Origin of the sequence: Streptomyces sp. NPDC006365 (assembly GCF_042870755.1) — a bacterium.
GTDB lineage: Bacteria > Actinomycetota > Actinomycetes > Streptomycetales > Streptomycetaceae > Streptomyces > Streptomyces xiangluensis.
Genome location: NZ_JBIAHS010000010.1, coordinates 151,958 through 177,820, shown reverse-complemented (window position 1 = coordinate 177,820; position 25,863 = coordinate 151,958). Strand labels below are relative to the sequence as shown.

Here is a 25,863-nt window from a genome sequence, read left to right as displayed (position 1 = left end):
CGGTCCTGTGGCCAAAGGCGAGGGTGGACGCAGTCACCGGACAGGTGCCGCCCCGACGACGGTGTCATGGAGGATGGCGAGGTCGTCGGTCTCCAAGTGCGTCACGCCGGCTGCTGCGTCGCGGCGAGCCGTGCGTCGCGTTCCTCGTCGTGGAGGCGCAGTACGTAGACGGTGAGCAGCATTTCGAGGGCGCGCACCTTCGCGACGTCGGACAGTTGCGGCCACACCTCGTGTGCGATGAGGGTGAGGTCGTAGCCAGCCGGGTGCTCGCGCTGCAGCTTGGCCCGCGCTTCGAGCACGGCGGGGTAGAGGCTGCTGATGTCGTCAAAGTCGCTGCTGGCGTCTGCCGTAGTGGTGGGGTCCTTTTTTGTTGGGGCCCCGGTCGCTGGCGAGCGAGAAGCCGGGCCTTCGGCATGTGCTGGATGGGCTGGCCCCTGTCGGTCTGTTGGAACACCGGCCTGGTAGCGGCCACTTCTAGGCGGCGCGATTGGCTTCGACTCGGTCGGCTTGCGCCGGAGCAGGGCTTGTAGGCGGTCCCGCTGCTTGGGGGTGAGTGGGGGCGCGTGATCGACCAGTTCCTGGGCGTAGCGCCGAATGTCGGCGATCTCCGCAGCGGTCAATGCCATAAGTCCACCTTCCGGAGCGCCATGTCCTCGACGGCCAGCAGCGACAGCCCGAAAAACACCGTCTCCGTAAGGGAGTTGAAATCAATCACAAAATCATGATCACGAGTGGCTACTCGACGTCACCACCGACTACGGACCAGAGCCGAAAAATGTGCTCAGCCCGTGTCCTCTGACCGACACAGTGGGCACCGTGTGAACCCCAAGAGCGACCATGCCCAGTTCGTTTACACAATCAAATGATATCAAAAGCGCCCTGAAGGCAGAAAAAAGGGCATCGCTCCACACGGCTCACCGAGAGCACCCGCTGAGAGCCCCCCACCTTGCCTGAGAACACCAAGATCCGCTGACGGCACGGGGCATCTCTGACCCTCGGTGATCAAGCTTCCCTACGTTGTCAGCGGGACTGATCGCTCCGTAGGGAATCGACAGCGAAGTCGTCCGTTGGGAGGCACCCAGCACACCCACCGCACGGAGGCACCATGGCCGCGATCTGGGCCGGCACCGACGCAGGCAAGACCCACCACCACTGCGTCGCGATCGACGAGAGCGGCCGCCGGCGGCTGTCACGGCGCGTCGCCAACGACGACCCCGAACTTCTCGAACTCCTCACCGACGTCCTGGCTCTGGGCGACGAGGTGACCTGGGGCATCGACCTGGCCGACGGCGGAGCCGCCCTAGCCATTGCGATCCTCATCAACTGCGATCAGCCGGTCCACTACATCTCCGGCCGGGCCATCCACCGCGTCTCCGAGAGCTACCGCGGCGAAGGCAAAGCCGACGCCAAAGGCGCCGCCGTCATCGCCTGGGCGCGCAGCCGGTCCATGCAGCAGCACGGCGCAAGCCGTCCTCTCCGCTGTGCTCGGGGCGGCATGCTGGCCTGGCGCCTCCGGGGTCGGGAATGACCTCGTAAATCGGCGTGACCTGGGGTGACGTGGCATGGACACGTGGGTGTAAGAACGGGGTTTCTGCACGCCGTTGGCGGTGTGCGACAGGACGGCGTCGCGGCGGGCGAGGGAGGCCGCGCGTCGAGGGTCGCCCGGGCTGGTCCAGCCGTAGATGTCGGCGCGGATGAGGGCGCCGATCCATTCCTGGTAGGGGTTGTCGTGCGTCGCGGTCAGCGGCGGTTTCAGACCGTCCGCGAGGTTCCGGTACGCGACGCGCTCCGCCGTGAACGTCTGCAGATACGGCAGCCGCAGCAGCCACAGCTCGCCGACCTGCTCCGTACTGAAGCCGAAGCCGTACGTCTCGAGGAGATCGAGGCCGAGGATCGCGTAGTCCACGTCGTCGTCCCGGCAACTGCCGTGGATCCGGCCGCGTACGCACTCACGCCACTCGGGGCGCAGCTCCAGTTCGACGCCCGGCTCGACGGGCTCGGGCAGATAGTCGGTGAGCGGCAGGGCGGCGGCCTGCCGCAGATAGTGGTCGATGCGGTCCCGCGTCCAGTGGTCGCCCTGCTCGACCGGCTTGCCGAGCATGTTGCCCGCGATCCGGCCCAGCCAGCCCCCGAGAACGCGGTCCGCGACGTCAACACCGACAGGGGTCATACGTCCGGTGTACCGAATTCCTGCCCGTCCTGCCTGGTTTATGCCGATCCCGTCTCGCGCCACATGAGAGTCTCGTCGGGTTTTATTCGTAATGCGGGTTTGGAGATCCATGCGTTCCGTGCGTTCCGTTCAGTCCCTGCGCTCCGCGCAGCCGAAGAGCCGTGCGACCGTCCTGGCGGTCGCCACCGCTGTCGCCGCCCTGTCCGCCGCCGCGGCGGCCCCCGCCCACGCCGCGCCCGGCGATCCGCTGGTCAGGACCGGGGACGTCGGCAACGTCCGGATGGGCGACACCGACACCCTGGAGGACGTGCTGGAGCACATCAGCGTGCCGTTCGGCGGCAGCGGGACGCTGACGCACCAGATGTACGACTCGCCGGGCGCCGCGACGGCCGAGTAAGCGCCGTTCACTGTTCACTCAGGCACTGTCCGGCGTGCGGGATTCTGCCTGGGCAGCGCCCGCCTCCGCCGGTTAGGGTCACAGCGGCGCGACTGCCTTGACATGTCAAGGCCCGGAGAGCAAAAGGGGAGTACAAGGTGGCGGACGCTGCAGTGAACCGGACCCGGGGGCGTACCCAGCGGGTGCTCATCGCCGCGGACAAGTTCAAGGGCTCGCTCACGGCCGTGGAGGTCGCGCAGCGGGTGACGGCGGGGCTGCACCGGGTCGCGCCGCGCGTCGAGGTCGAGGCACTGCCGGTGGCCGACGGTGGCGACGGCACGGTCGACGCCGCGGTCGCGGCCGGGTTCGAGCGGCGTGAGGTACGCGTCGCCGGGCCGCTCGGGGACGAGGTCACCGCCGCGTACGCACTGCGCGGCGACACGGCGGTCGTGGAGATGGCCGAGGCCAGCGGCTTGCAGCGGCTGCCTCGCGGCGTCCTCGCTCCGCTCACCGCGTCCACGTACGGGGCCGGAGAGCTGCTGCGGGCCGCCCTGGACGCCGGGGCGCGGACCATCGTCTTCGGGGTGGGCGGCAGCGCCACGACGGACGGGGGCGCGGGGATGCTGGCCGCGCTCGGGGCCCGCTTCCTGGACGACGACGGGGAGCCGCTGCCTCCCGGCGGCGGTCCGCTGCGGGAGCTCGCCACGGCCGACCTGTCCGGTCTCGATCCCCGTCTCGCCTCCGTCGACGTCGTGCTCGCGAGCGACGTGGACAATCCGCTGACCGGGCCGAAGGGGGCGCCCGCGGTGTACGGCCCGCAGAAGGGGGCCTCTCCGGATGACGTGGTGGCCCTCGATGCCTCCCTCGCGCACTTCGCCGCGGTTCTGGAGAAGGCGATCGGGGACAGAGCCGCGGAGTACGCCGTGGCGCCCGGTGCGGGGGCCGCCGGCGGAATCGGCTACGGGGCTCTTGTGGGCCTCGGCGCGAGCTTCCGGCCCGGGATCGAGGTGATGCTCGACGTTCTCGGCTTCGCGCCCGCGCTGGAACGGGCCACGCTCGTCATCACCGGCGAGGGCTCCCTCGACGAGCAGACCCTCCACGGCAAGGCTCCCGCCGGAGTCGCCGCTGTCGCTCGCGCCGCCGACAAGGAGGTCATCGCGGTCTGCGGCCGGCTCGCCCTTCCTCCGGAGGCCCTCGGCCGGGCGGGCATCCGCAGGGCGTACCCCCTGACGGACGTGGAGCCCGACGTGGCGCGCTGCATCGCCGAGGCGGGGCCGCTTCTGGAGGCCGTGGGGGAGCGGATCGCGCGGGACTTCCTGCTCTGAGACCCGGAGCCCAGGAAAACGGGCGTGGGCCCGAGCCTGAACCCCCGCGGTGGTCTGGGGGCACAGCCCGCGGGAACGGGATGGGGCGAGCAGGGCGGCGGGGGCGAAAGAAGTTCACCGGCCCGACAACCGGTACGCGTCCAACGCCAACGTCATCTCGATCAGATCCCGAGGCCGTGCCAGCGACCTCGAGGTCAGCTGTTCCAGGCGGCGCAGGCGGTTGAAGACGGTGTTGCGGTGGCAGTAGAGACGCCCGGCGGCCCGCCCGGCGGATCCCTCGCAGGACAGCCAGACGTCCAGCGTCTCCAACAGCACCGCCTGATCGCCCGGTTCGAGCTCAAGGAGGGTTCCGAACACGTCGGAGACGAGGCGCCCGGCCAACTCGGGCTGGCTCACCACGAGCGCCGTCGGCATCCGCTGATCGAGCCGGACCACCCCCGTCGCGTCCGGCGGACAGGTGCGGAAGGCCAGTTCGGCAAGGCGCCGGGCTCGGCCCAGTTCGCCGAGACCGGCCACTACGGGGCTGATCCCGCCCGGACCGGAGCAGCGGCCGTCGAGCGCCCGCTCGACCACGTCGAGCCCCTGCCCGTCGGCGAGGGCCACCACCCCGACCTCACAGTCCGCCCGCATCCGCCACACGAACCGGACTCCGTCACCCTGCACGGGCCGCAGAAACGACTCCCGCCGCTGTGAACGCAGCACCACCACGGCGTACGGCCCACGTTCCGGCAGATCCAGCCCGGCCGCCGCCCGCGCGGCGAGCCCCGGCGCCTCCTGCCCCTCCAGCAGCGCGTCGAGCAGCGCCTGAAGCTGCTCGTCCGTACGCCGCCGAAGCTCCATCTCCGTCGCCCGGTACGCCTCGGAGGCCACCGCCGCCTGCGCGTCCACCGCCGACCACATCATCGTCGCGGACCGCATCAGCGCCGCGAGCCGCTCGGGCTCCCGACCGGCCGCCCCCTCCATCAACGCGTCCCACACCAGATAACCCGCGCTGCGGTACGCGTGCACAAGGAGCTCCAGCGGCAATCCCTGCTGGGCACGCCGCCGTCCCGCCTCCTCCGCGTACTCCAGGTCGCGGCGCGGCGAGTCCCGGGGCGCGGAGATCGTCTCGATGCCGATCCGCATCGCCTCCTCCGCCTCCCGCCACTGCTGGTCGTAGGGCAGGAACCGCTCGTAGAGGGGGGAGTACTCGGCGAGCTGCCGCATGTGCTCGTCCACGAGCTCCGGTACCCGTCCGAGCAGCGCCGTACAGGACTCGGCGAGCAGCTTCCAGTCATGCCCGGTACGCCTTCTGCGCGCTCCCATGGCCGGAGGATGCCACCGGAGTGCCGCTCCGCACAGGCCCCTGACACGCGGTGTTGTGCCCGTGCACAACGCGCGGCGGTGCCCGCTGGTCACCCGCAGCGATTCGACCTCGCCCCGTGGACGGGCGCCCGCCCTGGTGCTGTGGTGAGCGCCACACCGCGCGACTACAGGGGGAATGGCATGGGCGCTTCCGGGCTGGTCGTACGGGACCTGTCGGTCGGATACGGCCCCGTACGCGCACTGCGTCAGGTGTCCCTGGAGGTGCCGAAGGGAGCCGTGGTCACAGTGCTCGGCGGCAACGGCGCGGGCAAGTCGACGCTGCTGCGGGCCGTGTGCCGCACCCTGTCCTTCCACGGTGGCGCCGTCACCGGCGGCACCGTGAGCCTCGGCGGCCGACGGCTCGACGGGCTGTCGCCGGACCGCGTGGTCGCGGCCGGGGTGTCCCAGATCCCCGAAGGACGGCGGGTGTTCGCCCGGATGACCGTCGCCGACAACCTGCGCGCCGGAGCGCTCGGCGCCACCGGAGGCCGCGCGCAGCGGGCCGCCGCCCTCCACCGCGTCCACGAACTGTTCCCCGTCCTGGCCGCCCGCGCCCAGCAGCGCGCCGGACTCCTGTCGGGTGGCGAACAGCAGATGCTCGCGGTCGGCCGGGCCCTGATGGCGACGCCCAGGGTGCTGCTCCTCGACGAACCGTCACTCGGCCTCGCTCCGATGATGGCCGAGCGGATCGCCGACACCGTACGGGAGATCAACGCCCAGGGCACCTCGATCCTGCTCGTCGAACAGAACGCAGCCCTCGCGCTGCGGCTCGCGTCACGCGCATACGTCCTGGAGGTCGGCGAAGTGACGCTGTCCGGCCCGGCTCAGCAACTGGCCGCCTCGGACGAGGTGCGCCGCCGCTACCTCGGGGTGGTCGACGAGGACGCGGCGGCCGACGCCTCACGGGGCACGGCCACGTTGCCGTCGCTGTCCCGGTGGGAGGGTGACGCCGAGTGACGCCCACGACGGACGTTCCCCCGCTCCAGGTACGCGAGTTGACCGTACGCTTCGCCGGGCTGACCGCCCTGGACGCGGTGAGCTTCACGGCGCGGCCCGGTACCGTCCACGCTCTCATCGGCCCGAACGGTGCCGGCAAGTCCACCTGCTTCAACGTGCTGTCCGGCGTCTACCGGGCCACCGGGGGGAGCGTCCGCTTCGGCGAGCACGAGCTGACCGGCATGCCTGCGCACCGCATCGCCGATCTCGGCATCGCCCGCATCTTCCAGAACCTCGCGCTGCCGCCGCTGGCCACGGTCGAGGACAGCCTGCTGCTGGGCCGCCACCGGCTGACCCGAACCGGGTTCCTGGCGGCCGGACTTCGGCTGCCCTCCGCCGCGCGCGAGGAGCGCCGCCACCGCGCACGTGTCCGGGAGATCGCCGAGTTCGTGGGCCTCGCGCCCTACCTCGACCGTCCCGCCGGTTCCCTCCCGTACGGGCAGCGCAAGCTCGCCGAACTGGCCCGTGCCCTGTGCATGGAGCCCCGGCTGCTGCTCCTGGACGAGCCGGTCGCGGGCATGACCGCCGACGAACGGCGCCGGACCTCCGCCGTGATCGCGGGAGTCCGCGACAGCCTCGGCATCTCGATCGTCCTGGTGGAACACGACATGGGGGTGGTGATGCGGCTCGCTGACGCGGTGACCGTGCTCGACTTCGGCCGCCTGATCGCGGACGGCGTCCCCGGCGACGTACAGAGCGATCCGGCGGTCGTACGCGCGTATCTGGGCCGGCGCTCCGAGGGCGAGGGCCCTGGAGGAGAGGAGAGCGCCTCATGAGCACCTTCGCCGAACTCCTCCTCAACGGCGTCTCGCTGGGCTCTGTCTACGCCCTCATCGCGCTCGGCTTCGTGATCATCTTCCGGGCCACCGAGGTCGTCAACTTCGCGCACGCGTCGCTGCTGCTGGCCGGCGGATACGTGACCGCGACCCTCCACGACGACATCGGCTTCTGGCCCGCGCTGCTCGCCGGGATCGCGGGCGCCGCGCTGGTCGGCGCGGCCGTGGAGTTCCTGGTGATGCGCCGCTACCGGGGCGCCGACCACAGCGTCCTCGCCATCGTCACGATCGGCGTGGACATCCTGCTCACCACCGAGCTGACCCGCCGCATCGGTACGGATGTCCTGGCGCTCGGCGACCCCTGGGGGGACGCCGTGCTCACGGTCGGGCCGATCTCGCTCGCCCACACCCGCATCGCCGCCTTCGTCGCCGCGGCCCTGCTCATCACCGCCTTCCTGCTCGCCTTCCGGTACACCACCTGGGGCGTGGCGATGCGCGCGGCGGCCGAGAGCGCGGAGACGGCGGCGCTGATGGGCGTACGGCTGGGCCGGGTCTCGCTCGGCGCCTGGGCCGTCGCGGGCGGCCTCGCGGCCGTCGCGGCGCTCTTCCTGACCGTCTTTCCGACACCCGGCCTGGAGAGAGCCACCTCGCTCGCCGCCCTCAAGGCATTCCCCGCCGCCATCCTCGGTGGCCTCGACTCCACCACAGGCGCGCTTGTCGGCGGTCTGCTCGTGGGCGTCACCGAGTCCCTGGCCACCGGCTACCAGAGCGATCTGACCTTCCTGGGACGCGGGTTGGGCGATCTGGCCCCCTATCTCGTCATGACCGCGATCCTGCTCATCCGGCCCGCCGGGCTGTTCGGTACGAAGGAGCTCGCCCGTGTCTGAGGTCCTGGCCACTTCCGACGAGGCGAGCGGCACGCCCCGGCCCACCCGCCGCCGGCGCGCCTGGCTCACCCGCACCCGTACGTACGTCTGGGCCGCCTGCGCCGTGCTCCTGCCAGCCCTGCCGTTCTACCTGGACCGCTTCTGGCTCCAGGCCGGCCTCTTCGCGATGGCCGCCGCGATCGGCGCGATCGGGATCAACCTCCTCACCGGTTCCACGGGGCAGCTCTCCATGGGCCACGCCTTCTTCCTCGCCGTCGGCGCCTACGGTTACTGCGTGTTCGCCGCCGACGGGAGCGGGGGCGACGGGCTGGCCGGTCTCGGGCTGCCGACCTGGCTCGCAGCCGTGCTCGCCGTGCTGGTCGCCGGGGTGGCGGGCGGCCTCTTCAGCCCGATCGCGGGCCGTCTGCGGGGCGCGTATCTCGGAATAGCGACGCTCGCCCTGATCTTCATCGGCCAGCACGTGCTGTTCAACGCCCGCGACCTCACCGGCGGCTTCAACGGCCGCGACGTACCGCCCCTGAGTCTGTTCGGCCTCACCTTCGACGACCGTGAACTCGTCGTGGCCAACGTGCCGTTCGGCTCCGCGGAGAAGCTCTGGTACGCGGGACTCGTGCTGCTCCTCGGCTGCGCTCTGTTCGCCCGCGGGGTGCTGCGCGGGCGCCCGGGACGGGCCATGAACGCGATCCGCGACCACCGAATCGCCGCCGGGGTCATCGGCGTGCCCGTCGCCCGCTACCGGGCCGCCGTCTTCGTGCTCTCCTCGATGTACGCGGGACTCGCGGGCGTCCTGCTCGCCCTGGTCTTCCAGCGGACGGTGCCGGACTACTTCGGTATCACCCTGTCGCTCGAATACCTCGCCATGATCGTCATCGGCGGGCTCGGTTCGGTGTCGGGGGCGGTGCTCGGGGCGGCCTTCGTGTCGCTGCTGCCGCAGCTGCTGACCCGCTACAGCGATGCGCTGCCCCTGGTCTCCGACCCGGGCACGGGCGGGATCGCACCGGGCGAGGCATCCCGGTACCTCTACGGCGCCGCCGTCGTCGCGGTGGTGCTCTTCCTGCCCGGCGGCCTGGTCAGGGCGACCGCCGGGCACCGTGCACGGACCCACCCAGGGGAGGAACGATGAGGACGACATACGCGGCCAGGGCGGCCGCCGGCGCGCTCGCGGCGCTGCTCGTGCTGGCCGGGTGCAGCTCCAAGGCCCAGGACGACGACAAGGGGGACGGCGCGGCCGCCGGCGAGGTGAAGACAGGCGACGGAATCTCCGGCAAGACCATCAAACTGGGCGCCCTCACCGACATGACCGGTGTCTACGCCACCCTCGGCAAGAGCGTCACGCAGGCTCAGCAGCTCTATGTGAAGCAACTCAACGCCGACGGAGGCGTCTGCGGCTACAAGGTCGCGCTCAGCGTCCGCGACCACGGTTACGACCCGCAGAAGGCCGTGGCCGGGTACACGGAGCTGGAGCCGGACGTGCTCGGTTTCGCCCAGTTCATCGGCTCCCCGTTCGTCGCCGCCGTCAAGCAGCGCATCGACGGGCAGGACAAGGGACTGGTACTGCCTCAGGCGTGGTCGGCCTCGCTGCTCGGCAGCCCGTACATCCGGGTCATCGGATCCACGTATGACATCGAGACGATCAACGCCGTCGACTTCCTGATCAAGGAGAAGGGCATCAAGAAGGGCGACAAGATCGGCCACGTGTACTTCGAGGGTGACTACGGAGAGAGCGCGCTGGTCGGCTCGAAGCACATGGCGAAGGAGTCCGGGCTCGCCGTCGTCGAGCAGAAGATCAAGCCGACCGACAACGACATGACCGCGCAGGTCGCGGCCTTGAAGAAGGCCGACGTGCAGGCGGTCGTGATCAGCGCGGGCCCGCGGCAGGCGGCCTCATTCGTCGGCGTTGCCGCGGCCGGCGGCTTCGATGTCCCGATCATCGGCAACAACTCGGCCTTCGCCCCGCAGCTCCTCGCCACCCAGGCGGGTCCGGCCCTCATGAAGAACTACTACGTGGCGTCGCCCTCGCTGCCCATCGGCGCGGACACCCCTGAGGCCAGGAAGCTCGTGGCCGACTACAAGGCCGCGTACCCGAAGGACGCGCTCGACAACGGCGTGGTCGCGGGCTGGACGGCCGCCTCCGCCTTCGGAGAGGCCCTCAAAAAGGCCTGCGCGAGCAAGGACCTCACGCGCGCCGGCGTCGGCAAGGCCCTCCTGACGATCGACTCCCTCGACACCGGCTTCGGCATCCCACAGGATTTCACCGACCCGAACGCCCCATCCTCCAAGCAGAGCGTCATCCTCCAGCCGGACAAGAGCGTGACGGGCGGCATGAAGGTCGTACGGGACGCGGAGGCTTCGGAGGTGGCGGAGGCGTACGCGCCCGGCGCCTGAGCCTGCCGTCCGACCCGTCGTCCCAGCGTGTCGTGACCGGCACGTGGAGAGGGCCCGAACCGTGTGGTCCGGGCCCTCCTGTCATCGCTCCAGCCGATCACTTGGTCGCGGTGAGTACCAGGTTGAAGCCGGTGTCGGCGGCCAGCGCCGGGTTGCGGAAGCCCGCCTCGGAGAGCAGCTCGATGCGCTTCGAAGGCCCGCCCTGGGTGCCCAGCCCGTAGCCGCCGGGCTGCGCCAGCGAGGTCGGCGTGCACACGGACGTGGACGCGGAGTAGTCGATCCGCACCGACGGGTTGCCGATACCGTCCTCCAGCCGGTCCAGTGACCACGGTTCGACGGCGACCACGATGCCGCCCTCGGAGAGCACCTCGTGGGCCCGCCGCAGGGCCGCGGGCGGATCCCCGAGGTCGTGCAGCGCGTCGAAGAAGACCACCACGTCGTACGGGCCGGGGCCGGCACCGGCGGCATCGCTCACACGGAACGACACATTGCCGGGACTGCCCGCCTCGATCGCCTTCGCGCGGGCCTGGGTGATCGACGGCTCGTGGGCGTCGAAGCCGGTCACCGTGGACGCGGGCCAGGTCCGGCCGATGAGCAGGCTCGCCACTCCGTGCCCGCAGCCCACGTCGGCGACCCGGGCGCCGCGCTCCAACCGCTCGACCAGCCCCGGCACGGCAGGGAACCAGCTCGCCGCGAGCTCGTGCACGTACGCGGTGCGGAAGAACCGCTCTATGCCGCTGAACACGCACGTGGGCAGCGCGCTGTAGTCGACGCCGCCGTCCGTGCGGAACGCCTGGGCAAGCTGGTCCAGGGACTGGTACTGGCCCGCGATGAAGTCGGCTGCGCCGATGACGTAGGCGGGGGAGTCCACGACGGACAGCACCGCCGCGTGCTCGATGGGCAGTTCGTACGTTCCTGCCGTCGGGTCGTAGGTCACGTACTCGGAGACCGTCTGCGAGCCGAGCCACTCGGTGACCAGCCGCGGATGCAGCCCGGTCATCTCCGCGAGCGCTTCGGCCGTCAGGGGGCCCGCGCCGGTCATGGCCTCATAGAGCCCGAGCCGGTCGCCGAGGACGGTCATCGCCGTGCTCGCGGCCCCGGCGAAGTCGGTGAGGAGCCGGCCGAGGAATCCCTCGACGCGGGCCTCGTCGATCTCGCCGGCCTTGTCGTTCTTGTCGGCTTCTTGGAGCTGGGTTGTTGTCGTCATGGTCCGACGGTGCCGCGCTCCGCTTGCCGGACGCCTGCTGACGGCTTGCCCGCCGCCTGCCCGCTCAACAGTGCACGTCAAGGGCGCGCAGGGCGCGTTCCGTGGCGCCGGCTCGGCCGTCCGTACGTCCCTCGCTCCTGCAGTGCGCGAGGCGGTGCGGGTCGAGGCGGTCGGTGATGGCCGCCCACAGGACCGCATGGCGGTCCCGGTCGGTGCCCAGCACGGCGGGAGCGAGCGCGTCGCCGTCGGCGGCGGTGAGCAGGGCCGCCGCTGTCGCGTGATCGCCGAGCGCGACCAGCAACTCGGCGGTGAGCCGCAGCACCATCCACAGCTGGGGCCACATGCCGAGGCGGCGCAGGCTGTCGACGAGGCCGCGGCAGGCGGCCGCGGCTTCGCTGTGACGGCCGAGCCGGATGAGCACGGCGGCCCGCCCGACCGCGGCCGCCTCGCGGATATAGGTCTGGCCCTGCGCGTCACACCGCTGACAGGCCTCATCGAACCAGGCCAGGGCACGAAAGGGATCCTGGTCCGCAGCCAGCTCACCGCGCGTGTACGCCACGATGCCTTCTACGGGGTTCACCTCGGCGAGCAGCGCCTCGTCCCGCGCCAGCCACCGCGCGGCGGCGGCGTGGTCGCCGGAGAACTGTCTGACCAGTGCCGCACCGCACACGCCCGTGGCCGCGGCCCAAGCAGGAGCGGTGCGATCATGTCGTAGCGCCATGGCATCGGACTCGACCCCGCTCACGTCGCCGCTGAACATCCGATTGGTCAGGCGGAAGAACAGTCCGATCCACGCGTACGGAGAACCACCGGGAAGCCGCTCGACAGCTGCCGTCAGGAGCTGTTCGGCTCTGGGCGCATCGCCCGCGAGGCCGGCGGCGGTGCCTGCCGCGACGGCGCAGACGGCCTCGCTCTCCGTGCGGGGCGGCAGCACCGCGGGCGCGAGGCGGAGCAGTTGCGTGGTCAGAGGGAGGGCCGGCTCGTCGGACTGCGCGCACGCGGTCAGCATCCCGAGCAGGGCGGCGAGCTCCCGTCGGCCGGAGTGGACCGACTCCCCGGCCGGTGGTTCGGTTGGTGGTTTCTTCGACGAGTCGGCCAGCCAGGAAAGCGCCTGGTGGAGGTTGGCCGCCTCCCGCCGCAGCAGCGGCGTGGCTTCGGGGGACCGCTCCCGCTGCAACGCGTGGATCGACTCGACATGAGCCATCATCCACCGGGCATGCGCACCGCGGGCGTCGTCTGCCTCGGCGGGCGTCAGGTGACTGCCGCAGACGTGGCGTACGGTCTCCAGCAGCCGGTAGCGCGGAGTCGCGGCCGACAAATCGCAGCCGACCAGCGACGCGTCGACCAGCTCGGCCAGCAGCGCCGCGGGGTTGGTGACCCCGACGGGTGCCAGATGCTCCAGCGCCTGCGGCCCGAATCCGCCCCGGCACACCGAGAGCCGGTCGAGCAGTGCCCGCGCGTCGGGGTCGAGCAGGCGGCAGGACCATTCGACCGTCGCGGTCACCGCGGTGGACCGATCACCTCCCCGCAGGGGTTCCAGCACGTCGAGGCCGGCGGACAGGCGCTCGCGCAGCTCAGGCAGCCCGAACGCGGCTTCCCGGCGGGCCGCCAGTTCCACGGCGAGCGGGAGCCCGTCGATCAGGTGACAGACTTCGCCGACCAGCCGGCGGGTGTGCGCCGAGGCGTCGAAGCCGTCGCGCAGCAGCGCCGCCCGGTCGCAGAAGAGCTCCACCTGGTGGCCCTCCGGCAGCGGCCCGAGTCGGACCACCCGCTCGCCCGCCACGCCGAGCCGCTGCCGCGACGTCGCGAGCACCCGCAGGGCAGGGCATCGCGCGAGGAGTTCCGCGACCAGATCGCGAGCCGCCGTCAGCAGGTGCTCGCAGTTGTCCAGTACGAGCAGTGCGGGTTCACCGCCCAACCGGTCGGCGACAGCTCTCGCACTGCCTTCGGGCGCCGCACGCAGACCGAGGGCAGTGGCCACGACGCCGCCGGTCTCGGCGGGCGTAGAGGTCTCCGCGAGCTCGACCAGATGCACCGGCTCGGCACCGGCGCCCCGGTGCAGCAGCTCCAGGACCAGCCGTGTCTTGCCGACGCCACCGGGGCCGACGACCGTAACCGCCCGGTGCTCCCGCAGGGCATGCCGCACACGCTCCAGTTCGGGGCCGCGCCCGATGAACCGGTCGGCCGGCCGGTGCACGAGGCCCCCGGATGCCACGCCTTGCGCGTCCTGGCGTGCCGGGTCACGGCGCGCCGAGTCACCGCGCACCAGTGAGGAGCCCGGCATTCGCCGCGCCCGCAGCCCGGGATCGTCGGCCAGCAGTCGCTGCCGCAGATCGGCGAACGCGGGGCTCGGGTCGAGACCGAACTCCTCGATGAGCCGGCGTCGGTACGCGTCAGCGACCGTGAGTGCTTCCGCGGTCCGGCCCGCCTGGTGGCGTGCGCGGATGAACAGCAGCTGGACGCGTTCGCGCAGCGGGTCCGCTGCCGCGGCCTCCTCCAGGTCGGGCAGGACGCCCTCGGCCTCACCGGCTGTGAGGCGCAGTTCGAACCACTCCTCGCGCAGCTGTCGGTGCCACTCGGCCAGACGGGCTCGCTCGGGTGCGAACGCCGGCCGGTCCGCGAGGTCCGCGAGCGGTTCACCGCGCCAGACCACCAGGGCCCGGCCGAGCAGCTGGGCGCCCCGGGCCGGATCCGTGGTGGCCGCAGCCGCGGCCACCTGCCGCTCGACCCGGCCGATGTCGACCTGGTCGTGCTCCAGCCGCAGCCGGTACCCCGCGGGTTCCCGGTCGATCCGCTCGCCGCCCACCACGCGTCGTAGCCGGGAGACGTAGCTGTGCAGGTTGCCGACGGCGCCCCGCGGGGGCTGTTCACTCCAGAGCGCGTCGATCAGGTCGGCCACCGGCACGACCTTCTGCGGGGAGAGGGCGAGGCGGGCCAGCAGGACCCGCTGGGGCAGGCTCGACAGCGGCAGCGCCTCACCGCCGACGCTCACCTGAATCGGGCCCAGCAGCCCGATCTCGACCGGCGGTACGCCCACGGCAGCCATTGTGGCCGAACACGGGGCCACCGGCTCCTCGGGTACGTGAAAGAGGGCCCGAACCTTCCGGTTCGGGCCCTCTTTCACATACCTGCACAACGAGCTAAGGCAACTGCGCCGCCCGGGCCTCACGCCGGTTGTCGCGGAAGTTGTTCACCCTGCGAGCCGTGGCGAAGAGGGGGATCACCGCGCCCGTGACCAGCTGGAGTGCGCAGCCCGTCTGGAGGAGGAGCGCACCGCCGGGGGCGTCGAAGGCCCAGGACGTCAGCAGGCCCATGCTGAGGACGATCCAGGAGAGCATCGCCACCGCGAGGCGGCCCCGCGGCTTCGGGTACTCGACGCGGCTCACCATCAGCCAGGCCGTGCCCAGGATCGCCATGAGCGTGGCGACGAAGGGCAGCTCCAGCAGCACGATGGACACCACGGTCAGCGCGCCGAATGGTGACGGCATGCCCTGGAACGTGCCGTCCTTCACTGTCACGCACGAGAATCTGGCGAGCCGCAGCACGACCGCCAGCAGGACCACGATGGCCCCCACCGCCGCCACTCGCTGCTGCGCGTCGTCCGCGACCATGCCGTAGACGAGGACGAAGTACGCGGGTGCCAGACCGAAGCTGATCAGGTCCGAGAGGTTGTCGAGCTCCGCACCCATGGGAGAGGAGCGCAGCTTGCGGGCCACCAGTCCGTCGAAGAGGTCGAAGACCGCCGCGCACAGCATCAGGATCACGGCCGTGGCCGCGCTGTTCCGGGCCATACCGGACTCCTGGCTGCCCGTGAGGTGCGGGATCAGGATGCCGGTGGTGGTGAAGTACACCGCCATGAAGCCGCACGTGGCGTTGCCGAGAGTCAGCGTGTCCGCTATTGAGAGGCGGAGTGACAGCGGCATCTCCTCCGCGTCGTCCACCTCGTCGGTATCCGGCACCCAACCGGTGCCGGCCTGAGTCTCCGGATCAATCACGGTCAATGCGAGTCACCCCAGCCACCGTCTTCTGACCGACCTCCACCGCGACCTCGACGCCCTCGGGGAGGTAGATGTCGACGCGTGAGCCGAAGCGGATCAGACCGATGCGGTCCCCCTGCTCGACCTTGGTGCCCTGCGGAACGTACGGCACGATGCGCCGCGCGACCGCACCGGCGATCTGGATCATCTCGATGTCGCCGAGCTCGGTGTCGAAGTGCCAGACGACGCGCTCGTTGTTCTCGCTCTCCTTGTTGAACGCCGGAACGAAGCCGCCGGGGATGTGCTCGACCGACGTGACCGTGCCGGAGAGCGGGGCGCGGTTCACGTGGACGTTCAGCGGGCTCATGAAGATCGCGACGCGGGTGCGGCCGTCCTTCCACGGCATGATGCTCTGCACCACTCCGTCGGCGGGCGAGATGACCAGGCCCGAGGTGATCTCGCGCTCGGGGTCACGGAAGAACCACAGCATGCCCGCCGCGAGCGCGGTGGCGGGTACGGCCACTGCCTTGGCGGCGCCGGACTTGCGCGCGCGTACCAGGCTGAGGGCTGCGGTGGCGACGGTCGGGAGGAGCCACGGCGATGCTCCGCGCGCGAGGCGTGCGCCGACCAAGCTGTCGCGAGGTGCAGAGATTGGGCTGTGGGGCATGGATGACCTTCGTAGCGGATGATGCCGCGCTGCAGGAGGGGGACGGCGGCTTCCTGGGATCGTACCGGTCGCGGGCCACAACTGGGCAAGCCAGGAAGCCGAGTCAACGGCCGAAGAGTCTTGACGGGGTGTGATGTTCACCTCGAGCAAAACACCCCAATCGGCACGTCTAACCCTGGAATCGATACTCTTCGAGCAGCCGGCGCCCGATGATCATTTTCTGGATCTCGGCCGTACCTTCACCGATCAGCAGCATCGGAGCCTCTCGGTAGAGGCGCTCGATCTCGTACTCCTTCGAGAAGCCGTAGCCGCCATGGATCCGGAACGCGTCCTCCACGACTTCCTTGCAGTATTCGGAGGCGAGGTACTTCGCCATCCCTGCCTCGAGGTCGTTTCGCTCCCCTGAGTCCTTTTTGCGAGCTGCGTTCACCATCATCGCATGGGCGGCCTCGACCTTGGTGGCCATCTCGGCCAGCTTGAACTGAATGGCCTGGTGCTGGGCGATCGGCTTGCCGAAAGTGTGACGCTGCTGGGCATACGAGACACCGAGCTCGAACGCACGCTGAGCGACGCCACAGCCACGCGCCGCCACATTGACGCGGCCGACCTCGACACCGTCCATCATTTGGTAAAAACCGCGGCCGGTGACTCCGCCGAGCACGCGATTGGCCGGAATACGCAGGCCATCCATGATCAGCTCGGTGGTGTCGACGCCCTTGTAGCCCATCTTGTCGATCTTCCCGGGGATGGTGAGGCCGGGCCGGACCTCACCGAAGCCGGGCTCCTTCTCGACCAGGAAGGTCGTCATCGACTTGTGGGGCGCGGTGCCCTCCGGGTGTCCTTCGTCACTTTTGACGAGGACGGCCACGAGCGTCGACGTACCGCCGTTGGTCAGCCACATCTTCTGGCCGTTCAGGACGTATTCCTCGCCGTCCTTGACCGCCTTGGACGTGATCGCCGACACGTCCGAGCCGAGCGCGGGCTCCGACATGGAGAACGCGCCGCGCACCTCGCCCGCCGCCATACGCGGCAGGAAGTACTCCTTCTGCTCCTGCGTGCCGTGCTGCTTGAGCATGTACGCCACGATGAAGTGCGTGTTGATGATGCCGGACACCGACATCCAGCCGCGCGCGATCTCCTCGACGCAGAGGGCGTACGTCAAGAGCGACTCGCCCAGGCCCCCGTACTCCTCGGGGATCATCAGCCCAAAGAGGCCCAACTCCTTGAGGCCGTCGACGATCTGCTGCGGGTACTCGTCGCGGTGCTCCAGCTCGGTCGCGACCGGGATGATCTCCTTGTCCACGAAGTCCCGGACGGTGGACAGGATCTCCTGCTGGATGTCGGTCAGACCGGCGGTCTGGGCGAGTCGCGCCATGGCTACTTCTCCTGCTCCTTGAGCTGGGGCCGGCCGGGCTGCTCGCCGCCGCGCTCCTTGATGTACGTCTCGGTGGGAACCATCACCTTGCGGCGGAACACGCAGACCAGCGTGCCGTCCTGCTTGTAACCCTTTGTCTCGACGTAAACGATTCCGCGGTCCGACTTGGACTTGGAGGGCGTCTTGTCGAGGACGGTCGTCTCGCCGTAGATCGTGTCGCCGTGGAAGGTCGGCGCGACGTGACGGAGGGACTCGATCTCCAGGTTCGCGATCGCCTTCCCGGACACGTCCGGCACGGACATGCCGAGCAGCAGGGAGTAGATGTAGTTCCCCACGACCACGTTCTTCCCGAAGTCCGTCGTCTTCTCCGCATAGTTGGTGTCCATGTGGAGGGGGTGGTGATTCATCGTCAGGAGACAGAAGAGGTGGTCGTCGTACTCCGTGACCGTCTTCCCGGGCCAGTGCTTGTAGACGTCCCCGACGATGAACTCTTCGTAGGTGCGGCCGAACTGCATGGTGTCTTACGCCTCCGGGGCCTCGAACTTGGACGTACGGGTCATGCCGGCCGCCCGGCCCTTGCCCGAGATGACGAGCGCCATCTTGCGGCTGGCCTCGTCGATCATCTCGTCGCCGAGCATCGCGGAGCCCTTCTTGCCGCCGGCCTCGGACGTGTAGTACTCGTACGCGTCCAGGATCAGCTCGGCGTGGTCGAAGTCCTCCTGGGAGGGCGAGAAGATCTCGTTGGCGGCGGCGACCTGGTCCGGGTGCAGCACCCACTTGCCGTCGAAGCCGAGCGCGGCGGCTCGCTGCGCGACCTCGCGGTAGCCCTCCTGGTTGCGGATCTGGAGGTAGGGGCCGTCGATCGCCTGGAGGTTGTGCGTACGGGCCGCCATCAGGATGCGCATCAGGATGTAGTGGTACGCGTCCGCCGGGTAGCCCGGCGGCTGCTCGCCCACGACGAGCGACTTCATGTTGATCGACGCCATGAAGTCGGCCGGGCCGAAGATGATCGTCTCAACACGTGATGAGGCGGCGGCGATCTCGTCAACGTTGACGAGACCCTTGGCGTTCTCGATCTGTGCCTCAATACCGATCTTGCCGACCTCGAAGCCCATCGTCTTCTCGATCTGCGTCAGCAGGAGGTCCAGCGCCACGATCTGCTGGGCGTCCTGGACCTTCGGCAGCATGATGCAGTCGAGGTTCGGACCCGCCCCCTCGACCACCGTCACGACATCGCGGTATGTCCACTCCGTCGTCCAGTCGTTGACGCGCACCACCCGCGTCTTGCCCGTCCAGTCACCCTCGTTGAGGAACTTGACGATGGTGTGCCGCGCCTCGGGCTTGGCGAGCGGCGCGCACGCGTCCTCCAGGTCCAGGAAGACCTGGTCCGCGGGGAGGCCCTGGGCCTTCTCCAGGAAGCGGGGGTTCGAGCCGGGGACGGCCAGGCACGAGCGCCGCGGACGGAGACGGTTGACAGTGGACGGGTGGGCGGTCATGCGGGGACCTCCAGGGGGTCGAGCTTGTTCGCGGTCCGGATCTCGTCGACGATGCGGCCGATGATTCCGGTGATGTCGAAGTCCTTCGGGGTGAAGACCGCGGCCACTCCTGCGGCACGCAGCTGATCGGCGTCACCGTTCGGGATGATGCCACCTGCGATCACTGGGATGTCTGTGGCTCCTGCCACACGCAGCCGCTCCAGGACATCCGGCACGAGCTGCGCGTGCGAGCCGGACAGGATGGACAGGCCGACCGCGTGCACGTCCTCGGCGAGGGCCGCGGCCACGATCTCCTCGGGCGTGAGCCGGATGCCCTGGTAGACCACCTCGAACCCGGCGTCGCGGGCCCGTACGGCGATCTGCTCGGCGCCGTTGGAATGCCCGTCCAGGCCCGGCTTGCCCACCAGGAAGCGCAGTTTGCCGACGCCCATTTCACGGGCGGTCACGTCGACCCTGCGGCGCACCTCCGCCAGCGCGCTGCCCTCCTGCGCGGCGACCGCGACGGGCGCCGACGAGACGCCGGTGGGTGCCCGGAACTCGCCGAACACCTCCCGCAGGGCGCCCGCCCACTCGCCGGTGGTGACCCCCGCACGGGCGCACTCCAGGGTGGCCTCCATCAGGCTGCCCGTCCCGGCAGCTGTCTCCTTCAGCCGCTCCAGCGCCGCTCCCGCGCGCGCGTGATCGCGTGCGTCACGCCATTCACCCAGGGCCCGTACGACGCGTTCCTCGACCGTCGGGTCGGCCGTATGGATCGCCGTGTCCAGGTCGGCCGTCAGCGGGTTCGGCTCGGTCGTCTCGAAGACGTTGACGCCCACGATCTTCTCTTGACCGGACTCGATACGGGCCCTGCGCTCGGCATGCGAGGAGACGAGCTGCGACTTCAGGTAACCGGACTCGACGGCCGCCATCGCGCCGCCCAGCTCCTGGATGTGGTCGATCTCGGCGAGCGACTCCTCGACGAGCTTGCTGACCTTCGCCTCGATGACGTGCGAGCCCTCGAAGATGTCCTCGTACTCGAGCAGGTCGCTCTCGTAGGCGAGCACCTGCTGCATGCGCAGCGACCACTGCTGGTCCCAGGGGCGGGGGAGGCCCAAGGCCTCGTTCCAGGCGGGGAGCTGCACGGCACGCGCGCGTGCGTCCTTCGAGAGCGTCACGGCCAGCATCTCGAGCACGATCCGCTGGACGTTGTTCTCCGGCTGGGCCTCGGTCAGACCGAGGGAGTTGACCTGGACGCCGTACCGGAAGCGCCGGTGCTTGGGGTTCTCGATCCCGTACCGCTCGCGCGTGATCCGGTCCCAGATGCGGCCGAACGCCCGCATCTTGCACATCTCCTCGACGAAGCGGACACCCGCGTTCACGAAGAAGGAGATGCGCGCGACGACGTCACCCATGCGCTCCTGCGGCACCTGGCCCGAGTCGCGGACCGCGTCCAGTACCGCGATGGCCGTCGACATCGCGTACGCGATCTCCTGGACCGGAGTGGCTCCGGCCTCCTGGAGGTGGTAGCTGCAGATGTTGATCGGGTTCCACTTGGGGATGTGGCTGACCGTGTACGCGATCATGTCCGTCGTCAGACGGAGCGAAGGCACCGGCGGGAACACATGCGTGCCCCGCGACAGGTACTCCTTCACGATGTCGTTCTGTGTCGTCCCCTGGAGCTTGGTGATGTCCGCACCGTGCTCCTCCGCGACGACCTGGTAGAGCGCCAGCAGCCACATGGCCGTGGCGTTGATCGTCATCGAGGTGTTCATCTGCTCCAGGGGGATGTCCTGGAACAGCCGGCGCATGTCACCGACGTGCGAGACGGGGACGCCGACCCGGCCGACCTCGCCGCGGGCGAGGATGTGGTCGGGGTCGTAGCCGGTCTGCGTCGGCAGGTCGAACGCGACCGAAAGACCGGTCTGGCCCTTGGCGAGATTGCGCCGGTACAGCTCGTTGGACGCCTCGGCCGTGGAGTGACCTGCGTAGGTCCGCATCAACCACGGCCGGTCCCGTTCTTTGTGCGCCTGCGGCCCGGGCGGCGCGCCCTGTGCCGCAGGCGCAGTCTGACGCTCACTCATGTACGGACCTCAGATGTTCCGGAAGCGGTTGATGGCGTCGATGTGCTTGGCGCGCTTCTCCTCGTCGCGCACGCCCAGGCCCTCGCGGGGCGCCAGTGCCAGCACGCCCACCTTGCCTTGGTGGAGGTTGCGGTGCACGTCGTACGCGGCCTGACCGGTCTCTTCCAGTGAGTACACCTTGGAGAGCGTCGGGTGGATCTTGCCCTTCGCGATGAGCCGGTTGGCCTCCCAGGCCTCGCGGTAGTTGGCGAAGTGCGAGCCGATGATGCGCTTCAGGGACATCCACAGGTAGCGGTTGTCGTACTCGTGGTTGTAGCCCGAGGTCGAGGCACAGGTGACGATCGTGCCGCCCTTGCGGGTGACGTACACGCTGGCGCCGAAGGTCTCGCGGCCCGGGTGCTCGAAGACGATGTCGACGTCCTCGCCGCCGGTCAGCTCACGGATGCGCTTGCCGAAGCGCTTCCACTCGCGCGGGTCCTGGTGGTGCTCGTCCTTCCAGAACTTGTAGTCCTCGGCGGTGCGGTCGATGATCGCCTCGGCGCCCATCGAGCGGCAGATCTCCGCCTTGGTGGGGGAGGACACGACGCAGATGGGGTTGGCGCCGCCCGCGAGCGCGAACTGCGTGGCGTACGAGCCGAGTCCGCCGCTCGCGCCCCAGATGAGGACGTTGTCGCCCTGCTTCATGTCGGCGCCGTTGCGGGACACCAGCTGCCGGTACGCGGTGGAGTTGACCAGGCCGGGAGCGGCGGCCTCCTCCCAGCTGAGGTGGTCCGGCTTCGGCATCAGCTGGTTGGACTTGACGAGGGCGATCTCAGCGAGGCCGCCGAAGTTCGTCTCGAAGCCCCAGATGCGCTGCTCCGGGTCGAGCATCGTGTCGTTGTGGCCGTCGGACGATTCCAGCTCGACCGACAGGCAGTGCGCGACGACCTCGTCACCGGGCCGCCAGGCGTTCACGCCGGGGCCGGTGCGCAGGACGACGCCCGCGAGGTCGGAGCCGATGATGTGGTACGGCAGGTCATGGCGCTTGGTGAGCTCCGAGAGCTTGCCGTACCGCTCCAGGAAGCCGAAGGTGGCCAGCGGCTCGAAGATCGAGGTCCACACCGAGTTGTAGTTGACCGAGGAGGCCATCACGGCCACCAGGGCCTCGCCGGGACCGAGTTCGGGCACCGGCACCTCGTCCAGATGCAGCGACTTGCGGGGGTCCTTGTCGCGGGTGGTGAGGTCCGCGAACATCTCCGTCTCGTCCTTGTGCACGGTGACCGCGCGGTACGAGTCGGGCAGCGGCAGTGCGGCGAAGTCGGCGGAGGTGGACTCCGGCGACTGAATCGCGTCCAGGATTTCCTTCACGGTGTTGCCTCCGGCGAAGCGAGCGCTCGGGGAGCGCTTGAGGGTTACGTCGGGGTGGTTGCTGCTGATGTGAGGCGTGCCGTCGGTTCGGCGAAGGTGGAGCTGGCAGCGCTTTGTGGCGCGGAAGGTTGCCTGTGACGCAGGCGTCCGGGCGCGCAGGCCGTAAGGCTTGCGGGGACAGCCGGCGTACGAAGGTGCTCTGCACGCCGGCCGCCCGGACTACTCCAACGTATGGCACCGCGTGTCACGTCGCAAGGCACGCAGTGCCAAAACTTTCTCTCATCTGTCATTCGCCCGTAACAGATGAGCGATGATCGATCAGAACTCGCTCCCGAATCGCACCCGAACAGTCCGGTGGAAGGTGAACGGCGGGGCCGCGGTGCCGCGGCCGAAGTCCCTACGTCCGCTGTACGGCCTTTCTACGACCGTTCCCGCAGCGCCTGCTCGATCGTCTTCATGACCTCGTTGAGCGGTGCGTCCGTCCTGGCCACCGTCACCAGCACCTCGCCCTGCGAGGCGACCGAGGCCGCCGTTGAGCGAGGCGCGGTCTCACGCCCCACCCCGATTCCCGTACCGAAGGTCTTCTGGACGATGGCGAACGCGTGGTCCAGCTGCGCCTCCACGTCGCCCTGCCCGCCGGCTCGCAGCCACCGCCGCAGCACATGGTTGTGCGCCGTGACCACAGCCGAGGCAGCGACCTCCGCGAGCAGCGGATCGTCGTTCGCGTCGTCGTCGTGCGCGTGCTCGTCGAAGTGCCCCAGCAGATAGCGCGTGAACAGCCGCTCGTACCGCGCCACGGACGCGATCTCCGCCTCCCGCAGCGTCGGCACCTCACGCGTGAGCTTGTACCGCGACACCGAGATCTCCGGCTGGGCCGCGTACATCTTCATGACTTCCTTGATGCCGCGGCACACGGTGTCGAGCGGATGCTCGTGCGCCGGCGCGGCATTCAGCACCGCCTCTGCCCGGATCAGGGTGTCGTCGTGATCGGGAAAGATCGCCTCTTCCTTGGAGCGGAAGTGCCGGAAGAAGGTGCGCCGGGCGACCCCGGCCGCCGCGGCGATCTCGTCGACAGTCGTCGCCTCGTAGCCCTTGGTCGCGAACAATTCCATGGCCGCGGCCGCCAGCTCGCGGCGCATCTTGAGCCGTTGGGCGGCGGCGCGACCGCCCGCGGCACTCTCCGGAGCGTCGGGCGTGGCTGGTGTACGGGAGGACTTGACCGGCTGGGACATGCCCCGAACGTACTGCATTCGGGGAGCGGGGCGCTCAAGATCCCCTCTCCCCCCGCCCTGGGCGGGGGGAGAGGCACCGGCCGGGGCGAGCAGTCCGCCCCAGTCCGCGCGGTCCGTGAACCAGTCGCCGGGCCGTCGCTCAGCGCCGTGCATATTCGCGGAAGCCGCGGCCGGTCTTACGGCCGAGGCAGCCCGCGGCCACCAGGTGCTCGAGAAGCGGCGCCGGGGCAAGGCCCGGGTCGCGGAACTCGCGGTGCAGGACCTTCTCGATGGCCAGTGAGACATCGAGACCGACCACGTCGAGGAGCTCGAAGGGGCCCATCGGGTAGCCGCCGCCGAGCTTCATCGCGGCGTCGATGTCGTCGAGCGAGGCGTAGTGCTCCTGGACCATCTTGATCGCGTTGTTCAGGTACGGGAACAGCAGCGCGTTCACGATGAAGCCCGCACGGTCGCCGCAGTCCACCGGGTGCTTCTTGATCTTCGTGCACAGCTCGCGGACCGTGGCGTGCACATCGTCCGCGGTCAGGACGGTCCGGACGACCTCGACCAGCTTCATCGCCGGGGCCGGGTTGAAGAAGTGCATGCCGATCACGTCCTGCGGGCGCGAGGTGGCGCGGGCGCAGGCGACCACGGGCAGCGAGGAGGTCGTGGTGGCCAGGATCGCGCCCGGCTTGCAGACCTTGTCGAACACCGCGAACAGCTGCTGCTTGATCTCCAGGTCCTCGGCGACGGCCTCCAGGGCCAGATCGACCTCGGCGAAGGCGTCGTACGAACCCGCCGGAGTGATCCGCTCCAGAGTCTCGGCGGCGGCCTCGGCGGTCATCCGTCCCTTGTCGACAGAGCGCGAAAGCGACTTGCCGATACGGGCCTTGGCGGACTGCGCCTTCTCCTCGGTGCGCGCGGCGAGCACGACGTCGTACCCGGCCTTCGCGAAGACCTCGGCTATGCCGGACGCCATGGTGCCGGAGCCCGCGACACCGACCGAGCGGACGGTGCGGCCAGGGATTTCGGGGTCCGAGGAGAGCGGCGTCAGCGCGTCCCGCACGATGGCCCCGCTGCCCGGAGCGTCGTACGTGTAGAAGCCGCGACCCGACTTGCGGCCGGTCAGGCCCGCCTCGCTGAGCTGCCTGAGGACGGGTGCGGGCGCGTGCAGCCGGTCGTGGGAGGCGGCGTACATGGCCTCCAGGACCGTACGCGCGGTGTCGACGCCGATGAGGTCGAGCAGCTCGAGCGGGCCCATGGGCAGTCCGCAGCCCAGCCTCATCGCGGCGTCGATGTCCTCGCGGCTCGCGTACTTCGCCTCGTACATCGCGGCCGCCTGGTTGAGGTAGCCGAACAGCAGACCGTCAGCGACGAAGCCGGGGCGGTCGCCGACGGCGACGGGCTCCTTGCCGAGTTCGAGGGCGAGATCCGTGACGGCGGTGACGGCGCCGGGCGCGGTCAGCACGGACGAGACGACCTCGACCAGCTTCATCGCGGGCGCCGGGTTGAAGAAGTGCAGCCCGAGAACACGCTCGGGACGGGCCGAGTCGGCGGCGAGCCGGGTGACCGAGAGAGCGTTGGTGCCGGTCGCCAGGACCGTCGCGGGGCGCACGATGCCGTCGAGCTCGCGGAAGATCTGCCGCTTGATCTCGTACGACTCCGGGGCCACCTCGATCACCAGGTCGGCGTCTGCCGCCGCGTGCAGATCGGTGGAGGTGCGGAAGCGGCCGAGGAGTTCCTCGCGCTCCTGCTCGGTGAGCCGCTCGCGCCGAACGGCACGGGCGGTCGCGGCCTCGAGCGCGGTGTGGGCCCGGGCGGCGGCGGACTCGCTGATGTCGATGCCGATGACCTCGCGGCCGGCCCGGGCGAGAACCTCCGCGATGCCGGTGCCCATCGTGCCGAGGCCGACCACGGCGACGGTCTTCAGATGGGACAGAGGGGTGTCGGACAGGGGAGAGGCCATCACGGGACTCCAGGGATGAGTGACGACTGAGGGACGCATCTGGATACGCCGACCGGCGCACACGGTGCGGGAGTTGTGCGGGTGTGGGTCCGGGCTACGAAGCGCACACGCCCGGTGCCTTCCGCGGGCCGGACACGCAGGCCCGCGAGGCTGTGAAGACCGACCGGCCCTGTCCCGGAGCCGAGTCGTACTGAGGTACTCGAAGTACCGAACCGACCGACACTCACGGCGGCTGCGTCACCAGGCCGCCGTAAGCAGGTATGCGAGTGGGTAACTCGCTCGATTGAGCTTAACTCGC

21 protein-coding genes and 1 pseudogene are annotated in these 25,863 nt (G+C 69.9%); 8 read left to right on the top strand and 14 right to left on the bottom strand.

Features of this window, described 5'->3' with window-relative positions:
* Nucleotides 1-101: 101 nt before the first annotated feature.
* Nucleotides 102-626: a hypothetical protein gene (locus ACFYO0_RS26775; RefSeq protein ID WP_388680780.1), complete on the bottom strand. Its 525-nt coding sequence runs from the start codon at nucleotides 624-626 to the stop codon at nucleotides 102-104.
* 479 nt (nucleotides 627-1,105) lie between these two features.
* Between ACFYO0_RS26775 and ACFYO0_RS26770 the strand changes: the two are divergent.
* Nucleotides 1,106-1,381: pseudogene (locus ACFYO0_RS26770) on the top strand (transposase); the annotation flags it as partial.
* On the opposite strand, the gene ACFYO0_RS26765 reads toward ACFYO0_RS26770, so the two are convergent.
* On the bottom strand, nucleotides 1,301-2,170 hold the full coding sequence (locus ACFYO0_RS26765; protein WP_388680778.1) for an ADP-ribosylglycohydrolase family protein: 870 nt from the start codon (nucleotides 2,168-2,170) through the stop codon (nucleotides 1,301-1,303). The pseudogene ACFYO0_RS26770 and the gene ACFYO0_RS26765 overlap by 81 nt on opposite strands.
* A 109-nt stretch (nucleotides 2,171-2,279) precedes the next feature.
* Here ACFYO0_RS26765 and ACFYO0_RS26760 point away from each other — a divergent pair, with 109 nt between their 5' ends.
* Together ACFYO0_RS26760 and ACFYO0_RS26755 are read left to right on the top strand one after the other, a co-directional pair.
* Nucleotides 2,280-2,567, top strand: a complete 288-nt coding sequence (locus ACFYO0_RS26760) for a hypothetical protein (protein ID WP_388680776.1) — start codon at nucleotides 2,280-2,282, stop codon at nucleotides 2,565-2,567.
* Nucleotides 2,568-2,704: 137 nt separating this feature from the next.
* Entirely contained in the window at nucleotides 2,705-3,871 is a 1,167-nt protein-coding gene (locus tag ACFYO0_RS26755) for a glycerate kinase (protein WP_388680774.1), read from the top strand.
* A 114-nt stretch (nucleotides 3,872-3,985) separates the two neighbouring features.
* On the opposite strand, the gene ACFYO0_RS26750 is transcribed toward ACFYO0_RS26755, so the two are convergent.
* Complete coding sequence (locus ACFYO0_RS26750) at nucleotides 3,986-5,176, bottom strand: PucR family transcriptional regulator (RefSeq protein ID WP_388680771.1); 1,191 nt, start codon at nucleotides 5,174-5,176, stop codon at nucleotides 3,986-3,988.
* Nucleotides 5,177-5,356: 180 nt separating this feature from the next.
* On the opposite strand from ACFYO0_RS26750, the gene ACFYO0_RS26745 reads away from it, so the two are divergent.
* Genes ACFYO0_RS26745 through ACFYO0_RS26725 form a run of 5 tightly spaced genes read left to right on the top strand, consistent with a single transcriptional unit; the run spans nucleotide 5,357 to nucleotide 10,259 of the window.
* Nucleotides 5,357-6,172 (top strand): ABC transporter ATP-binding protein, encoded by an 816-nt coding sequence (locus tag ACFYO0_RS26745; protein ID WP_388680769.1) that lies wholly within the window; start codon nucleotides 5,357-5,359, stop codon nucleotides 6,170-6,172.
* Entirely contained in the window at nucleotides 6,169-6,987 is an 819-nt protein-coding gene (locus ACFYO0_RS26740) for an ABC transporter ATP-binding protein (RefSeq protein WP_388680767.1), read from the top strand. Before ACFYO0_RS26745 ends, ACFYO0_RS26740 begins: the two co-directional genes overlap by 4 nt.
* Nucleotides 6,984-7,874: a branched-chain amino acid ABC transporter permease gene (locus ACFYO0_RS26735; RefSeq protein ID WP_388680765.1), complete on the top strand. Its 891-nt coding sequence runs from the start codon at nucleotides 6,984-6,986 to the stop codon at nucleotides 7,872-7,874. The genes ACFYO0_RS26740 and ACFYO0_RS26735 overlap by 4 nt, the downstream gene beginning before the upstream one ends.
* A complete protein-coding gene (locus tag ACFYO0_RS26730) occupies nucleotides 7,867-8,997 on the top strand; it encodes a branched-chain amino acid ABC transporter permease (protein WP_388680762.1) in 1,131 nt (376 codons plus the stop codon). Before ACFYO0_RS26735 ends, ACFYO0_RS26730 begins: the two co-directional genes overlap by 8 nt.
* Nucleotides 8,994-10,259 carry an ABC transporter substrate-binding protein gene (locus ACFYO0_RS26725; protein WP_388680759.1) on the top strand — a complete coding sequence of 422 codons (1,266 nt, stop codon included), beginning with the start codon at nucleotides 8,994-8,996 and terminating at the stop codon, nucleotides 10,257-10,259. The genes ACFYO0_RS26730 and ACFYO0_RS26725 overlap by 4 nt, the downstream gene beginning before the upstream one ends.
* Before the next feature lie 97 nt (nucleotides 10,260-10,356).
* Here ACFYO0_RS26725 and ACFYO0_RS26720 read toward each other — a convergent pair whose 3' ends face one another.
* The 11 genes from ACFYO0_RS26720 to ACFYO0_RS26670 all read right to left on the bottom strand — a co-directional run bounded on the left by ACFYO0_RS26720 (nucleotide 10,357) and on the right by ACFYO0_RS26670 (nucleotide 25,565).
* Nucleotides 10,357-11,466, bottom strand: coding sequence for a class I SAM-dependent methyltransferase (locus tag ACFYO0_RS26720; RefSeq protein ID WP_388680757.1), 1,110 nt, complete (start codon nucleotides 11,464-11,466; stop codon nucleotides 10,357-10,359).
* A gap of 64 nt (nucleotides 11,467-11,530) precedes the next feature.
* A complete protein-coding gene (locus tag ACFYO0_RS26715; RefSeq protein ID WP_388680754.1) occupies nucleotides 11,531-14,503 on the bottom strand; it encodes a BTAD domain-containing putative transcriptional regulator in 2,973 nt (990 codons plus the stop codon).
* 103 nt (nucleotides 14,504-14,606) lie between these two features.
* A complete protein-coding gene (gene pssA / locus ACFYO0_RS26710) occupies nucleotides 14,607-15,425 on the bottom strand; it encodes a CDP-diacylglycerol--serine O-phosphatidyltransferase (protein ID WP_388681014.1) in 819 nt (272 codons plus the stop codon).
* A gap of 28 nt (nucleotides 15,426-15,453) precedes the next feature.
* Nucleotides 15,454-16,110: a phosphatidylserine decarboxylase gene (locus ACFYO0_RS26705; protein WP_388680751.1), complete on the bottom strand. Its 657-nt coding sequence runs from the start codon at nucleotides 16,108-16,110 to the stop codon at nucleotides 15,454-15,456.
* A 169-nt stretch (nucleotides 16,111-16,279) separates the two neighbouring features.
* Complete coding sequence (locus ACFYO0_RS26700) at nucleotides 16,280-17,485, bottom strand: acyl-CoA dehydrogenase family protein (protein ID WP_388680749.1); 1,206 nt, start codon at nucleotides 17,483-17,485, stop codon at nucleotides 16,280-16,282.
* A gap of 2 nt (nucleotides 17,486-17,487) precedes the next feature.
* Nucleotides 17,488-18,000: a MaoC family dehydratase gene (locus ACFYO0_RS26695; protein ID WP_388680747.1), complete on the bottom strand. Its 513-nt coding sequence runs from the start codon at nucleotides 17,998-18,000 to the stop codon at nucleotides 17,488-17,490.
* Nucleotides 18,001-18,006: 6 nt separating this feature from the next.
* Entirely contained in the window at nucleotides 18,007-18,981 is a 975-nt protein-coding gene (locus ACFYO0_RS26690) for an HpcH/HpaI aldolase/citrate lyase family protein (RefSeq protein WP_388680744.1), read from the bottom strand.
* Entirely contained in the window at nucleotides 18,978-21,041 is a 2,064-nt protein-coding gene (locus ACFYO0_RS26685) for a protein meaA (RefSeq protein WP_388680741.1), read from the bottom strand. The genes ACFYO0_RS26690 and ACFYO0_RS26685 overlap by 4 nt, the downstream gene beginning before the upstream one ends.
* Nucleotides 21,042-21,050: 9 nt before the next feature.
* On the bottom strand, nucleotides 21,051-22,388 hold the full coding sequence (gene ccrA / locus ACFYO0_RS26680; protein WP_388680739.1) for a crotonyl-CoA carboxylase/reductase: 1,338 nt from the start codon (nucleotides 22,386-22,388) through the stop codon (nucleotides 21,051-21,053).
* Nucleotides 22,389-22,807: 419 nt separating this feature from the next.
* Nucleotides 22,808-23,620 carry a TetR family transcriptional regulator gene (locus ACFYO0_RS26675; RefSeq protein WP_388680735.1) on the bottom strand — a complete coding sequence of 271 codons (813 nt, stop codon included), beginning with the start codon at nucleotides 23,618-23,620 and terminating at the stop codon, nucleotides 22,808-22,810.
* A gap of 139 nt (nucleotides 23,621-23,759) precedes the next feature.
* Nucleotides 23,760-25,565: a 3-hydroxyacyl-CoA dehydrogenase family protein gene (locus tag ACFYO0_RS26670; protein ID WP_388680733.1), complete on the bottom strand. Its 1,806-nt coding sequence runs from the start codon at nucleotides 25,563-25,565 to the stop codon at nucleotides 23,760-23,762.
* Nucleotides 25,566-25,863: the final 298 nt, after the last annotated feature.

Excerpts from the sequence above, each read along its gene's own strand:
- ACFYO0_RS26765 (WP_388680778.1), bottom strand. The coding sequence starts at position 2,170 with ATGACCCCTGTCGGTGTTGACGTCGCGGACCGCGTTCTCGGGGGCTGG.
- ACFYO0_RS26735 (WP_388680765.1), top strand. The coding sequence starts at position 6,984 with ATGAGCACCTTCGCCGAACTCCTCCTCAACGGCGTCTCGCTGGGCTCT.
- ACFYO0_RS26720 (WP_388680757.1), bottom strand. The coding sequence starts at position 11,466 with ATGACGACAACAACCCAGCTCCAAGAAGCCGACAAGAACGACAAGGCC.
- ACFYO0_RS26700 (WP_388680749.1), bottom strand. The coding sequence starts at position 17,485 with ATGGCGCGACTCGCCCAGACCGCCGGTCTGACCGACATCCAGCAGGAG.
- ACFYO0_RS26670 (WP_388680733.1), bottom strand. The coding sequence starts at position 25,565 with ATGGCCTCTCCCCTGTCCGACACCCCTCTGTCCCATCTGAAGACCGTC.
- ACFYO0_RS26675 (WP_388680735.1), bottom strand. The coding sequence starts at position 23,620 with ATGTCCCAGCCGGTCAAGTCCTCCCGTACACCAGCCACGCCCGACGCT.
- ACFYO0_RS26775 (WP_388680780.1), bottom strand. The coding sequence starts at position 626 with ATGGCATTGACCGCTGCGGAGATCGCCGACATTCGGCGCTACGCCCAG.
- ACFYO0_RS26690 (WP_388680744.1), bottom strand. The coding sequence starts at position 18,981 with ATGACCGCCCACCCGTCCACTGTCAACCGTCTCCGTCCGCGGCGCTCG.
- ACFYO0_RS26695 (WP_388680747.1), bottom strand. The coding sequence starts at position 18,000 with ATGCAGTTCGGCCGCACCTACGAAGAGTTCATCGTCGGGGACGTCTAC.
- ACFYO0_RS26705 (WP_388680751.1), bottom strand. The coding sequence starts at position 16,110 with ATGCCCCACAGCCCAATCTCTGCACCTCGCGACAGCTTGGTCGGCGCA.
- ACFYO0_RS26750 (WP_388680771.1), bottom strand. The coding sequence starts at position 5,176 with ATGGGAGCGCGCAGAAGGCGTACCGGGCATGACTGGAAGCTGCTCGCC.
- ACFYO0_RS26745 (WP_388680769.1), top strand. The coding sequence starts at position 5,357 with ATGGGCGCTTCCGGGCTGGTCGTACGGGACCTGTCGGTCGGATACGGC.
- ACFYO0_RS26725 (WP_388680759.1), top strand. The coding sequence starts at position 8,994 with ATGAGGACGACATACGCGGCCAGGGCGGCCGCCGGCGCGCTCGCGGCG.
- ACFYO0_RS26685 (WP_388680741.1), bottom strand. The coding sequence starts at position 21,041 with ATGAGTGAGCGTCAGACTGCGCCTGCGGCACAGGGCGCGCCGCCCGGG.
- ACFYO0_RS26760 (WP_388680776.1), top strand. The coding sequence starts at position 2,280 with ATGCGTTCCGTGCGTTCCGTTCAGTCCCTGCGCTCCGCGCAGCCGAAG.